The 14,690-nt window shown below is 72.2% G+C and carries 5 protein-coding genes; 2 read left to right on the top strand and 3 right to left on the bottom strand.

Features of this window, described 5'->3' with window-relative positions:
* Both ACWDSL_RS36035 and ACWDSL_RS36030 read left to right on the top strand, forming a co-directional pair.
* The coding region (locus tag ACWDSL_RS36035; protein ID WP_450492158.1) for an SDR family NAD(P)-dependent oxidoreductase at positions 1-7,326 on the top strand (7,326 nt) is incomplete at its 5' end.
* Between the two features lie 42 nt (positions 7,327-7,368).
* Entirely contained in the window at positions 7,369-8,229 is an 861-nt protein-coding gene (locus tag ACWDSL_RS36030) for an SAM-dependent methyltransferase (RefSeq protein ID WP_450492157.1), read from the top strand.
* 11 nt (positions 8,230-8,240) lie between these two features.
* Here the strand turns inward: ACWDSL_RS36030 and ACWDSL_RS36025 are convergent, their stop codons facing one another.
* The 3 genes from ACWDSL_RS36025 to uidA all read right to left on the bottom strand — a co-directional run bounded on the left by ACWDSL_RS36025 (position 8,241) and on the right by uidA (position 14,660).
* The gene (locus tag ACWDSL_RS36025; RefSeq protein WP_450492156.1) at positions 8,241-11,936 is read right to left on the bottom strand and encodes a family 78 glycoside hydrolase catalytic domain; all 3,696 of its coding nucleotides are present in this window, start codon (positions 11,934-11,936) and stop codon (positions 8,241-8,243) included.
* Positions 11,937-12,010: 74 nt separating this feature from the next.
* The gene (locus ACWDSL_RS36020) at positions 12,011-12,796 is read right to left on the bottom strand and encodes an SDR family oxidoreductase (RefSeq protein WP_450492155.1); all 786 of its coding nucleotides are present in this window, start codon (positions 12,794-12,796) and stop codon (positions 12,011-12,013) included.
* Between the two features lie 70 nt (positions 12,797-12,866).
* Positions 12,867-14,660 carry a beta-glucuronidase gene (gene uidA / locus ACWDSL_RS36015; RefSeq protein ID WP_450492154.1) on the bottom strand — a complete coding sequence of 598 codons (1,794 nt, stop codon included), beginning with the start codon at positions 14,658-14,660 and terminating at the stop codon, positions 12,867-12,869.
* Between the last annotated feature and the right edge of the window lie 30 nt (positions 14,661-14,690).

Here is a 14,690-nt window from a genome sequence, read left to right as displayed (position 1 = left end):
CAGGTGGGTGCCGGCGAGGTTGGACAGAGCGGAGGCGGCCCAGCGGTCACCGTCTACTTCCCCAACGCCTACCTCGACGCCCTCGCGCGGCACCGCCGGGCCCGGGGTCTTGCCGCCACCTCCATCGCCTGGGGCAACTGGGACGGCGACGGGCTCGCGAACACACAGTCCGCGCAGACGTACCTGCGCAACCGCGGCTTTCCTCCCATGCCGCCACGCCTGGCGCTGGCCGCCCTGGAGCGCGCCATCGTCTCGCCCCACGCCCAGCTCGTCGTCGCCGACGTCGACTGGAAGAAGCTCAAGCCGGCGCCGCACACCCGCGACATCCCGGGGACCCACCGCCCGGCCCCGGCCGCCACCGACGGCGCGGACGAGACGGCCGACGCCACCGTGAGCCTCCGTGCCCACCTGGCGGGCCAGAGCCCGGCCGAGCGGCACCAGACGCTCCTCGACCTCATCAGCTCGCACACGGCCGCCGTCCTCGGCCACGTCGCGCCCCAGGCGATCCCCACGGACCGGGCCTTCCGCGACCTGGGTTTCACCTCGCTGACGGCCATCGAGCTCCGTAACCGCCTCGCGGCGGCCACCGGGCTCCGCCTGCCGACCACCGTCGCCTTCGACCGTCCGACGCCGGACAAGCTCGCGGCGGACCTGCTGGCGCGGTGCGCGCCGACGGGCCCGGACGTCACCGGGGCAACGGCCGAAGCGGCGGCCGCGAACGGCAGTTCGTCCGCTACGGCACATGGCGCACCGGATCCCGCCGAGCCCATCGCCATCGTCGGCTGGGCCTGTCGCTATCCCGGCGGGATCGGCTCCCCCGAGGACCTGTGGGAGTTCATCACCGCGCACCGGGACGCCGTCGGGGACTTCCCGACCGACCGGGGCTGGGACCTGGCGAGGCTCTTCGACCCCGATCCGGACCGGCCGGGCACCTCGTACAGCCGACAGGGCGCCTTCCTCCACGACGCGGGCGACTTCGACCCGGAGTTCTTCGGGATCAGCCCACGGGAGGCCACCGCGACGGACCCCCAGCAGCGGCTGCTCCTGGAGACGTCCTGGGAAGCCCTCGAACGCGCCGGGATCAACCCCCACGACCTCCAGGGCAGTCCGACGGGCGTCTTCACCGGCAGCAACGCGCAGGACTTCAGCGCGCGGCTGCGGCAGACGCCATCGGAGCTGGCGGAGCTGTGCGAGGGCTACGCGCTGACGGGCAGCAACAACAGCGTCGCCTCGGGCCGCGTCTCGTACGCGCTCGGTCTGGAAGGCCCGGCGGTCAGCATCGACACCGCCTGCTCGTCCTCCCTCGTGGCGCTCCATCTGGCCTGCCAGTCGCTCCGGGCCGGTGAATGCTCGCTGGCCCTGGCGGGCGGCGTCACGGTCATGATGACCCCGTTCAACTTCGTGGAGTTCTCCCGTCAGCGGGGCCTGGCGGCGGACGGCAGGTGCAAGGCGTTCTCCGCGACGGCCGACGGCACCGGCTGGGGCGAGGGCGTGGGCATGGTGGTGGTGGAGCGGCTGTCGGACGCGCGGCGCAACGGCCATCGTGTGCTGGCCCTCGTCCGCGGCAGCGCCGTCAACCAGGACGGTGCCAGCAATGGGCTGACCGCCCCCAACGGCCCCTCGCAGCAGCGGGTCATCCGGGCCGCCCTGGCTGCCGCCGGGGTCGCCGCGGCCGAGGTGGACGCGGTCGAGGCGCATGGCACGGGGACGACGCTCGGCGACCCGATCGAGGCCCAGGCCCTGCTCGCCACCTACGGACAGGGGCGGCCGGCGGACCGGGCGCTGTGGCTCGGTACGGTCAAGTCCAACATCGGGCACGCCCAGTCGGCCGCCGGTATCGCCGGGGTCATCAAGACGGTGCTGGCCCTGCGGCACGGGATGCTGCCGCGCACGCTGCATGTGTCCGAGCCGTCGCCGCATGTGGACTGGTCGGCGGGCGCGGTGCGGCTGCTGACCGAGGACCAGCCGTGGCCGGACACCGGGCGCCCCCGGCGGGCGGGGGTGTCGTCCTTCGGCGTGAGCGGCACCAATGCCCATGTGATCCTGGAGCAGGCGCCGCAGCCGGAGCCGGACCCGGCACCGACAGCCCCCGAGCCCTCCCTGCTCCCCTGGCCCATTTCCGCCAGGTCGGAGGAGGCCCTGCGGGCCCAGGCCGGGAAGTTGCGGGCGTATATGGCCGAGCATCCGGCTGTCGAACCCGCCGACGTGGGGTACTCCCTCGCGCGCGGCCGGGCCGCCTTCGAGCACCGGGCCGTGCTCCTCGGCACCGGCCACGACGACTTCCGGCGCGCCCTGGACGCCCTGGCGTCAGGCGCGCCCGACGGCGGGGTCGTCCAGGGCGTGGCGGTGGGGCGGCAGGGCAAGGTCGCCTTCGTGTGCTCCGGGCAGGGCACTCAGCGCCCCGGTATGGGCCGCGGGCTCTACCGCTCGTCCGCGGCGTTCGCCGAGGCGCTGGAGGAGGTGTGCGCCCATCTGGACCCTCATCTGGAACACCCCCTGATGGACGTGATGTTCGCCGACGAGAAGAGCGATACGTCGGCGCTGCTGCACCTGACCGCCTACGCCCAACCGGCCCTCTTCGCGCTCCAGACCGCGCTGCACCGCATGGTCACCCAGGAGTTCGGGCTCACCCCCGACTATCTGGCCGGCCACTCCCTGGGCGAGCTGACCGCCGCCCATCTGGCGGGCATCCTCAGTCTGCCCGACGTCGCGGCGCTGGTGGCGGCCCGGGCCCGCGCCATGCGGGACCTCCCGGCGGCCGGAGCCATGGTCGCCGTCGAGGCCACCGAAGCGGAGCTGCGGCCCCGCCTCGCCGAGTTGGCGGACCGGGTCGACATCGCCGCGATCAACGCCCCCGCGTCCCTGGTCATCACCGGCGACCACGACGCCGTGCACCAGGTCGCCGACGGCTTCCGCACGCAGGGCAGGAAGGTCACCCCTCTCCAGGTCAGCGGCGCCTTCCACTCCACCCATATGGAGCCCCTCCTCGGCGAGATCGGGCGCACCGCCGAAACCCTCACCTACCACCAATCCCACACTCCCCTTGTCACCGCGTCGGCGGACGGCGACGACACACCCGACCCGGCCACGGCCGCGTTCTGGCCTCTCCAGGCCCGGCGTACCGTCCACTACGCGCGGGCCGTGGAGCGGCTGTATGCCCGCGGCGTGACCACGTTCCTGGAACTCGGCCCCGACGCCACCCTCACCGCCCTCGTCCACCACAACCCCGCCGCAGACGATCCCGTGGCCGTCTCCCTGCTCCATCCGGAGCGGGGCGAGACGCACAGCGTCCTCGGCGCGCTCGCCGCGGTCCACGCCCACAGCCGCCCCATCGACTGGACGCGCCACTACACCGCACGGCCGCGGCCGACGCCCCACCAGATCGATGTGCCCACCTATGCCTTCCGGCACCGGCGCTACTGGCTGCCCGCCCCGGCGGCGGTCGGCGATGTGACGGCCGCGGGGCTCGACGCGGCGGAGCACCCGCTGATCGGCGCCGCCGTGGGGCTCGCGGAGGGCAACGGCTGTCTGCTGACCGGCAGGATCTCGCCGCGTACACACCCCTGGCTGGCCGACCACGTCATCGCCGGCACCACTCTGCTGCCGGGCACCGCGTTCGTGGAGCTGGCGCTGCGGGCCGGGGCGTACGTGGACTGCGACCGTGTGGAGGAGCTGACCCTGCACGCGCCGCTGCCGCTGCCCGCCGACGGCGAGGTGGTGCTGCAGGTGGCGATGGGGGCCGCCGATGAGTCCGGCCGCCGTGAGCTGAGTATCCACGCCCGGCCGGCAGACGGTGACACGTGGACACGGCACGCCATGGGCACCCTGGCGGCGGCCCACGGCGTCGGTCTCGATGATGACGCGGGACACAATGGCCACGCCCCGGCGGGCGACGCGCCGTTCGGGTCATGGGCCACGGCCTGGCCGCCGGCCGGCGCCGAGCCCTTGGACGTCACCGGGCTCTACGACCGGTTCGCCGAGGCCGAGTTCGAGTACGGGGAGGCCTTCCAGGGGCTGACCGCGGCATGGCGGCACGGCGACGAGACGCTGGCGGAGGTCCGGCTCCCCGACCAACTGGCCGGTGACGCAACCCGCTTCGGGCTGCACCCCGCGCTGCTCGACGCGGCCCTGCAGACCATGTGGCTGGTGGAGCCCGACGGCACACGGCCGGCGGGTGGCCTGGGCGGCCCGGACCGGGGCCTGCCGTTCGCCTGGCAGGGGGTCTCGCTGCGTACGGCGGGCCCGTCGGCCCTGCGGGTACGGCTGCGAAGGCTCGGTCCTGACACCGTGGCCGTCGCCGTGTCCGACGCGGCGGGCCGGCCGGTCGCGTCGGTGGAGTCGCTGACGCTGCGCCCGGTGCCGCGGGGCGCCTTGTGCGGGGCCGAGGCGGCGGTGCGCACCTCGTTGTACGGCCTGGACTGGACGGATGTGCCGCTGCCGACACCACCCCCGGCCCTGCCCCGGTGTGCGCTGATCGGAGCGGACGCCCTCGGCCTGGCATCCGTGCTCGACGGCGTGGAACGGTACGCGGACCTGGAGGAGCTGATGCGCTCCGTGGCGGCGGGCGCCCCCGTCCCGGACCTCGTCATCACGGCCTGCCACGAAGCCCCGGGGCCCGACAGCGCAAGCCAACAGGCACAGACGGTGCGCACGAGGACCGGGCAGGTGCTGGAGCTGCTTCAGCGATGGCTCGGCGAGGATGGGCTCGCCGACGCACACCTGGTGCTGCTCACCTCCGGCGCGATCGCCGCCCGGCCGGGCGAGCCGGTACGGGATCTGGCGGGGGCGGCGGTCTGGGGGCTGGTGCGCTCCGGCCAGTCGGAGCATCCGGACAGCTTCACCGTGGTGGACATGGACGGCGCCCAAGAGTCCCGCGCGGCGCTGCTCGGCGCGCTGGGCCTCGGCTCGCTCGGCCTCGGCGAGCCGCAGCTGGCGGTCCGCGGCGGCCGGGCGCTGGCCCCGCGCCTGGTGCGCCCGGGTGACGCCGCCGACGACAGCGGTCCAGCCCTGCCGCAGGAGCCGGAAGGCTGGCGGTTGGAGTGCCCCGGCACGGGCAGCCTGGACGGGTTGACGGCGACCGCGTCCCCGGCCGCGGCGGTGCCGCTCGGCCCGGGCGAGGTACGGGTCGCGGTGCGGGCCGCGGGGCTGAACTTCCGCGATGTGCTGATCGCGCTGGGTGTGGTGCCCGGGCGGACGGCGCTGGGCAGTGAGGGGGCGGGGATCGTCCTCGAGGTCGGGGCGGAGGTCCACGACCTCGCGCCCGGGGACCGGGTGATGGGCATCTTCCCCGAGGCGTTCGGCCCGGTGGCCGCGGCCGAGCGGGCGACCCTGGCGCGGATCCCCGACGGCTGGTCGTTCGCCCAGGCCGCGTCGGTCCCCATCGTGTTCGCCACCGCCTACCACGGCCTGGTCGATCTGGCGCAGTTGCAGCCGGGGGAATCGGTGCTGATCCATGCCGCGGCCGGCGGGGTGGGCATGGCCGCCGTACAACTGGCGCGCCATCTGGGCGCCGAGGTGTACGCCACCGCCGGACCCGGCAAGTGGCACATCCTGCGCGCCCAAGGCGTCGACGACGCCCATCTGGCCTCGTCGCGCACGCTGGAGTTCGAGCAGCGCTTCGCGGCGACCCACGGCGGGCGCGGGATCGATGTCGTCCTGGACTGCCTGGCCCATGAGTTCGTCGACGCCTCGCTGCGCCTGGTGGCGCGTGACCGCGGCCGGTTCCTGGAGATGGGCAAGAGCGATATCCGTGACCCGCGGCAGGTGGCGCTGGACCATCCGGGCGTGCTCTACCGTGCGTTCGACCTGCTGGACGCCGGGCCGGAGCGGGTCGGGCAGATCCTGCGCACCGTACTGGACCTGTTCGAGCGCGGCGTTCTGGCGCCGCTGCCGCTGACCTGCTGGGACATCCGGCAGGCGGAGCACGCCTTCCGCCATCTCCAGCAGGGCCGCCACATCGGAAAGAACGTGCTCACCGTCCCGGCCGGCTGGAATGCCGAGGGCACCGTGCTGATCACCGGCGGTACGGGCACCCTGGGTGCGGCCCTCGCCCGCCATCTGGCGGGCACCGGGCGCGCCCGCCATCTGCTGCTGACGAGCCGGCGCGGCCTCGGCGCCCCGGGCGCCGAGGAGCTGCGGCGGGAGCTGACCGAGCTGGGCGCGCGGGTCACCATCGCCGCCTGCGATCTCGGCGACCGGGCGGCGGTCGCCCGGCTCCTGGGGGCGATCCCGGCCGAGCGACCGCTGACCGCCGTCATCCACGCGGCGGGTGTCGTCGACGATGCCACCCTCGGGTCCCTCACCCCCCGCCACCTGGACGCCGCCCTGGCCGCCAAGGCCGACGCCGCCTGGCATCTGCACACCCTCACCCGCCACGCCGACGTGGCCGCGTTCGTCCTCTTCTCCTCGGTCGCCGGTCTGCTCGGCTCGCCCGGGCAGGGCAACTACGCCGCGGCCAACGCCTTCTTGGACGCGCTCGCCCACCACCGGCGCGACTCGGGCCTTCCGGCGGTGTCGCTGGCATGGGGGCTGTGGGAGCAGACCAGCGGCATGACCGGGCACCTGGACCAGGCCGACCGCGCCCGGCTGGCCCGGCTCGGCATCAGTCCCTTCACGACCGGGCAGGCGCTCGACCTCTTCGACGCCGCCCTCGGCCACCACCGCCCCGTCCTCGTCCCCGCCCGCCTCGACACCCCGGATCCGCACCCCGGTTCGTCGACCGTGCCTCCCTTGTACCGGGGACTGGTCGGATCCAGGACACGGCGAACACGCCCCGTGTCCGCCACCACCGGGCCGTCCCCCCTGCACACCCGCCTCGACGGTCACGGCCCGGCCGAGCGGCACGAGATCCTGCTCTCACTGGTCCGCTCGCACGCCGCCCTCGTGCTGGGCCGCGACGATCCGGACACCGTCCATCCCGGCGCGCACTTCCGCGGCCTGGGCTTCGACTCCCTGACCGCGGTGGAGCTCCGCAACCGGCTCAACGCCGCCACCGGTCTCCGGCTGTCCACCACCCTCGTCTTCGACCACCCCACGCCCGATGAACTCGCCCGTCACGTCGGGGAGCAGGTGCTTGGCGGCGGCGAAGCGGCGCGGGTGGCCCCGATGCTGGCCGAGCTCGACAGGCTGGAAGCGGCGCTGTCCCGGGTGGACGGGGACGACGCGATCCGGGCGAGGGTGACGGCCCGGTTGCAGGCCCTTCTCCTGAAGTGGAACGAGTCCGACGGTCCGGCGGCGGGCGGTGACGGCGAGGGCGAGGGCAGGCTGGCGTCCGCCACCGCCGCCGAGGTGCTGGATTTCATCAGAAACGACCTCGGCCTCTCCTGAACGACGACACGCTCGAAGCCAGGGACGAACGACTGGAGTGCCATGACCACCGCATCGCAGAACATCTCCCCCGACCACGTGGCCGACTACTACGACCGTCTCACCGACCTGATCGGCGAGGCGGCGGGCGGCAACCTCCACTTCGGCTACTGGCCGCATCCGCACGACGGAAGCTCCCTCGGGGTCGCCGCCGACCGGCTGACCGACCACCTCATCGGCAAACTCGGCGACATCGCGGGCCGCCGGGTGCTGGACGTGGGCTGCGGCTCCGGCAGGCCGACCGTACGGCTGGCGCGGAGCGGGCCGGCCGAGGTCGTCGGCGTCACCGTCAGCCCCGTACAGATCGAGCGGGCGACGGCGCTCGCCGAGCGGGAGGGAGTGGCCGACCGGGTGCGTTTCGTCCGCGCCGACGCCATGACGCTGCCGTTCCCCGACGCCTCGTTCGATGCCGTATGGGCGCTGGAGTGCATGTTCCATATGCCCAGCCCGGCGCAGGTGCTGGGGGAGATCGCTCGGGTGCTCCGCCCCGGCGGACGGCTCGCCGTCATGGACGTCGTGCTGCGGGAGCCGGTCGCGAGGCGGGACCGCGGCGCCGTCGAGCGCGGCCGCTCGATGTTCGCGGTCCCGGCCCATATCGAGTTGGTGGAGTACCCCCGGCTGATCCTCGGCGCGGGCCTGCGGCTGGAGGAGCTGGCCGACCTGGGCGACGACATCGTCCGCCCGTCCATGGATGCCCTGGGCGGTGCCGTCGTCGCCAACTCGGCCGCCTATGCGGCGGCCTTCGGCGTCGACAGCGAGCGGTTCGACACACTCGTGGCGGAGTGGGCGCGGATGAACTCGTCGCTCAAGCTCGGCTATGTGGTCCTGACCGCCAAGCGCCCCGAGGGTCCGGCCGGGGGCTGATCACCGCACGGTCATCCGGCGTTGAAGCGGTACGAGCCGGCCCGGGCCCGGTAGACCTTGTAGGAGGCTCCCCCGGAGGTGTCGTCGCGGACGAAGGCGACACCCCGGGGCGCGGTGACGGGCTTGTTCCGGGTGGGGGCCCAGATCTCGGCGTCGGTGTTGTACGGGATGGTGACCGCGAGGTCGATCCTGCCGTCCGGCAGGCGCCGCCACCGCGAGGACACCGTGCCGCGTACGGTGTCGATGGAGGCGCTGACGTGGTCGAGCGTCGCGGGCGCCAGATCGGTGTCCTGCGTGTCCTTGGGGACGCGGCTGTTGACCGCGGCTGACGGTATGTACGGGCGGATGCGCAGCGACGCGTAGGCGGTGGCGGTCGGCTTGATACCGGCCAGGCTCTGGTAGAACCAGGTGGCCACGTTGGAGCGGTAGTGGTGGTTGACCGAGAGCCGGTCGGTCCACTGCTCCCACAGCGAGGTGGCGCCCTTGGCGATCTGGTGGACGTAGCCGGGCGTACCGGTCTGGGTGACGGCCCCCAGCGCGATGTCCGTGTAGCCGTACTCGCTGAGGATGTTGAACTCGTAGCGCGATCCGTACATGTCGTTCTGGATGTGGTGGTCCGCTGCCACGATGCGGTCGGCGAGCAGCTTGGCCAGCACCTTCTTGTTCTCGGCGAGCGTCTTCGTACCGGCCAAGTAGCGGGGGTCGTCGGGGTCCAGGTCCGAGCCGGGCACCAGGTCGAGGGCGATAGCCAGGGCGTTCTCGCTGGAGATGCTGCCCTGGGTGAAGTGTCCCGAGGAGGCGTCCCAGTAGTTGGCGATGAACGCCCTGCGCAGGGTGCGCGCCAACTTCGCGTAGTGTGCGGCGCGTTCGGTGCGGCCGAGCCGGGTGCCCACCTCGTCCATGTAGTCGCAGAAGTGGATGTAGAAGGCGAGGCTGATGACGGCGTTGCTGCCGGGGGGCTCGGCGCCGGAGTAGGCGCCGAGGGAGGCTTCGAACATGTAGTGGTTCTCGGCGGTGAACAGCGTCTCGTAGTACTTCAGGAGGGTGTCCTGGTGGTCGTAGAGCTCGGCGAACAGGCTGCTGTTGCCGTAGTACGCGTACAGCTCCCTCGGGATGACGAAGTACGCCGAGTCCCAGGCCGGCACCGCCTTCCACGCGGCGCTCCAGCCGGGGGTGTGGTCGTAGCCGTAGCCGCCCTTGGCGACGGGCACGAACATGGGCAGCTGGCCGGTGGAGATCTGGGTGTCGGGGAAGTGGCGCAGATAGTTGGTGAGGACGGCGTTGACGTCCCAGGTGAGGGACTGCGATTCGGAGCTGGCCATGGCGTCGCCGGTCCAGCCGTTCTTCTCCCGTGAGGGGGTGTCGGTGGGCTTTTGGACCAGGTTGTTCTGCTCGGCCCACTCCAGATTGCGCTGGAGGCGGTTGAGCAGGGCGTTGTCCGTGGTGAACGTGCCGGTGCGGGCGAAGCCGGAGCGGGCCACGTCGACGGTCAGTACGTCCGCGTCCCGCGTGAGGTCGGGTGTCCGGCCGAGGACGGTTTCGAGGTTCATCACTTCCAGGTAGCGGAAGCCGAAGTGGCTGAACCGCTGTTCCCAGGTCTGCGCCGGCCGCCTGCCGACGGTGTAGTAGTGCGTCTGGAGGTTGGCGTCGTGCTGGAAGTTCTCCTCCTCGACCGACAGCGGGGAGCCGGTGCTGCCGTCGCCGCCCGAGATGCGGTTGCCCCCGCGGATCCGCAGGGTGATGCCCTCCTTGGCGGGGCGTACATCGGTGAGGGACAGCCGGACGAAGCCCGTCAGGATCTGGCCGTAGTCCAGAACCCAGACGCCCGAGCCGGGCGCGGTCTCGGTGAGCGAGACCGGGCGCAGCGTCTGGCTGACCAGCACCGGCTCCGCCTCGTGGGCCCGTAGGGCGGCCGGTCTGAAGCCCTCGGGGACGGTCGTGGCGGGCAGCGCTCCGTGGTGCTTCGGTGCGGGGCCGGAGCAGCTGCCCGGCGGGATCAGGGCGGTGGCCGGGCGCCACTGACCGCCGGCGCGGTAGCCGACCGTGCGCCAGTCGCCGAGCCGGTCCGCGCGCCGGGCGTCGTACTTCTCGCCCGAGTAGACGGAGTCGAACGTCGTGGGCCCGTCCGCGGTGAGCCAGTCCCGGTCGGTGACCAGCGTGGTGGCCGAGCCGTCCGTGTAGGACACGACGAGCTTCGCACGCAGGCGCGGCGCTCCGGCGTAGGGAGCGAGCTGCCAGTACCACTCCTGTGGCGTGGTCACTCCGTACCAGCCGCGGCCGAGTTCGGCGGCGAGGACGTTGTCCCGGCCGACCCGGAGCAGCGCGGTGACATCGAAGGTGTCGTAGAGCACCGTACGGTCGTAGGTGCTCTGGTCGGTGAGCAGCCGGGGGATGTTGGTGCGGTCCCCGGCCGGCTGTTTGCCGTCCACGGTGATCGGATCGCCGTTGACGGTGAAGGTGACATTGCCCGCGGCGCTCAGGTGGAGGCGTGCCGTCGCGATGCGCCGGCCGCGGGGCAGGGTGAACGCGCGGCGCAGCACCGGTGCCGGGTTGGCGATGGGCAGCATGGCGTTCTTGGCCGGGATGTAGGGGTTCTTGGGCGGGAAGGTCAGGCCGTCGAGGGTGCCGATGCCGCTCTCGAACGGGTTGGCGCCGGTGGTGAGGTCGGCGGAGAAGTCGGGGGCGCCGGTGCCCGTCACCGTGACGCTGCGGACGGTGGCCGAGGTGGCGCCGCCGAAGCCGAAGCTGCCATGGCGGCGGATCTGGTCCTTCGTGAGCGTGCGGCGGTCCACCTCGACACCGCCCACCTCCGTGGTCACGGTGAGCCCGCGGACCGTGACCTTCACGGTGTGGTCGTGGGAGGCCCAGGTGTCCTTCGTCAGCCCGGTCGAGGCGGGGAGGGTGACCGTGCCGACCGGGACGCCGCGGGTGCCGGCGGCGGTGGGGTTGGTCTCGCTCTGCGGGTCGTAGAAGTCGACGCCCCAGTTGGGCTCGGATGTGCCGTCGTCCACCCAGGTGTTACCGGCGTAGTGGCTGGTCTTCATGGTCAGCTGCATATCGTCGCCGCTCTGGCGGATGGTCCAGTCGAGCCCTTCGCCCCAGGTCTTGCCGATGGGTTCGGCGCGCAGCAGCAGGGACAGCCCGCTCGCCGGGTCCGTGCCGCCGCGGAAGACGACGGTGGCGGTCAGGTCCTTCCAGTCGTGGTCCTGCGGCTGGCGTCCGCCGATCCACAGCGCGCCCGACCAGTCCTTCTCGCCCTTCAGCAGGCCGGTCTCCCACCTCTCGGGCTCGCTCCAGCGGCCGGGTGCGCCCTTCTCGTCCCACGTGCGCACCCGCCAGAAGTACGGCTGCTCCGACCGCAGCGCGCCACCGCCGTAGGCCACGTCGACGCTGTGCGGGCTTGCGACCTTGCCGCTGTGCCAGATGTCCGCCCGGCCGGGTGCGGTCCCGACCTGGATCTCGTACGCGGTCTGCCGGTCCACCGGGGGCACCCAGCCGAACGTCGGCGCGGTCTGTGTCCCCAGGGGCTGGATCCGGGAGTTGACCTGCAGATCCACGGGCGCGGAGCCGTGTCCGCCGGTTGCCGTCGCGCTCGCCGCCCGGGCACTGGGTGCGGTGGCGAGCGGGAGGGAGGCCCCGGCTGCCGCCGCCGTCATGATGCCGAGCATGTGTCGACGGCTCAGCGCGCTTCTGTTCTCCTCGGGCACGGCTCAGTTCCTTTCAAGGTTGTGCGATGTTTCGGGTTGTGCGATGTTTCGGCATTTCCGGCGGCCCGGCTCGATCACATGACGTCGGCGATCAGACGCGACAGATAGGCGTCCATGTCGGCCCCACGTTCGCGCAGTTCGTCGGCGACTTCCGGCACCGTGAGAATGAGGAAGCGGTCGTCGGCGATGCCGTCGGCGACGAGTTCGCCGACCGTACCGGCGTCGAGCACCGGGGAGTTCGGTCCGCGCGGCGGCGAGATCTCGCCGTAGAAGGTGACCTGCTCGACGATGTTCGTGGCCACGATCCCGGGGCACAGACAGGAGACCCCGATGCCCCGTGGCCGCAGATACAGGGCGAGCGCTTCGGACAGCCCGACCACCGCGTGTTTGGTCGCGGTGTACGGCATCTGCTCATATCCGTAGGGCAGCAGTCCCGCCGTGGAGGCGGTGTTCACCACATGGCCGGCCCCCTGCTCGACGAGTACGGGCAGGAAGACCAGGTTGCTGCGTACGATGCCGAGCAGATTGACGTCGATCACGCGCTGCCAGGCGTCGAGGGGGATGTCCTGGACGGGGCCGACGGCGAGGATCCCCACGTTGTTCATGACGATGTCCACGCGGCCGAACCGCTCAAGCGCCAGATCGCGGACCGCCTGGAGGTCTTCCAGGCGGGTCACGTCGCAGACCGCGGCGATGCCCCGCTCGCCGAGCTCGCCGGCGACGGTGCTGGCCCGGTCGCCGTCGCGGTCGGTGACCACGACCCGGGCGCCGCGCCGGGCGAGCGAATGCGCCGTGGCGCGGCCGATCCCGCTGCCTCCTCCGGTGACCACCGCTACGGCGTCGCGCAACTGCACACTCATGGAACCGGTATTCCTCTCCTCGGGCAGGTGGGGGCTGTACCCAGCGGGCGGTCCGGACCGGACACCGCGGTCATGCCTCGCTCGACGGCTTGGCGCCGCCGAGCCCGCGCCATCGCGCCCGTAGCGCGCGGGCCGCGGCCTTGGGCCGTCGGTCGCGGGTGAAGACACCCTTCCTGTTTCCGTCGACCCGGTGGATGCCGTTCGAGGTCTGGAAGTCGGCGAAGTTCCAGATGTGTTCGCCGACGACCTCCTCGATCCGGTCGAAGGTCCGGTGGTACGTGGCCAGATAGGCGGTCTGGTACTCCTCCGTCCACGGCTGGTCCCATACGGAGTGCAGGCCCTGGAGGGTGTCCGCGCCGTACTCGCTCATGATGATCGGCTTGCCGAACTTGGCGGCCCAGCCGCGCAGATCGCCCTCCAGGTAGCTCTCGGCGGCGGTCAGGTCGCCCGTCGCGATGTACCAGCCGTAGTAGCGGTTGATGCACAGGACGTCGAACAGGTCGGCGATGCGGTCGTTGTCGGAGGTCGCGAACATCACGGCCGCATAGCAGACGGGACGGGTGGGGTCGAGCTTGCGGGTGAGTTCGAGAAGCGGTTCGAAGTATTCACGCGCTCCCTCCTCATTGGAGGACGGCTCGTTCGCGATGCACCACATCACGACGCTGGGATGGTTCTTGTCGCGGGCGATGAGCTCCCTGATCGCCTGGGCGTGGGCGGCGCGGGTGTCGTCGTTGATGGTGTCGGGCGAGAAGGTGGGGCGCACCGGCACGCCGGTCAGCCCGCCCTCGACGGCCAGGTTGAGGCCGACGGCCGCCGTCTCGTCGATGACGACGATGCCGTGCCGGTCGGCGAAGTCCAGCACCTCCTCGGCGTACGGGTAGTGCGAGGTGCGGAAGGAGTTGGCGCCGGCCCACTCCATCAGCTGGAAGTCATGGACGAGATAGGCGTCGTCGTGCCCCTTGCCGCGCACCGGAGTGTCCTCGTGTTTACCGAAGCCGGTGAAGTAGAACGGCTCGCCGTTGATGAGGAACCGCGCTCCGCGCACCTCGACCGTGCGTACGCCGAAGGGCTGGGCGTAGGTGTCCACCACGGCGCCGGCGTCCATGACCTCGGCGACGAGGTCGTACAGATGGGCAGCGCCCGGCCGCCACGGTGTCACGTTCTCGATGCGCAGGGTTCCGCTCGCCCCGTCGGACACCGCGACCTCGTCTCCCGACGGGTCCAGGACACGGACCCGGACGGGGGCGGCCGTGCTGGTGGTGACCTCGTAGTCGACCGTGCCGGTGGCGCCGTCGAGGCCGGTCACCACGGTGATGTCGGCGATATGCGCGGCGGGCACGCTGTACAGCCATACGGAGCGGGCGAGGCCCGCGTAGTTGTAGAAGTCGTGCAGATAGGTCTGGGTCCGGCGGCCGTCCTGGCTCACGGTGATCCTGCCGGGCGGGATGGTGGTGTTCGTCAGCTCGTTGTTGACCCCGATGGTGAGCCGGAACTCCTGGCCGGGGCGTACGTGGTCGGTGATGTCGGCCTCGAACGGGGTGTAGCCACCGATGTGTTCGGCGACCAGCGCACCGTCGACGTACACCCGTCCCCGGTGTGTGGCGGCGTCCACCCGCAGGATCGCCCGGTCGCCCGCCCAGCCGCGCGGCACCCGCACCTGGCGCTGGTACCAGACCCAGCCGACGTGGTCGCGGATGGCGCCGTCGGTGAACAGGTCGTTGTAGCTCGCCGGGACCGCGGCTTCCAGCGGGGTGTCGAGCGGGCCGGTCCACGGGGTCTCGCCCACGGTCCCCTCGACGGAGAACTTCCAGACTCCGTCGAGGTTCACCAGTTCGCGGGTGGCGGTCGGACGGGGCTTCAGCATCGGGTTCCTCTCCGGTGGGGAAACGGGTGG

Source organism: Streptomyces sp. NPDC000941, from assembly GCF_053599555.1.
The sequence above is the reverse complement of the archived record's forward strand: the minus strand, read 5'-3'. Positions and strand labels throughout refer to the sequence as shown.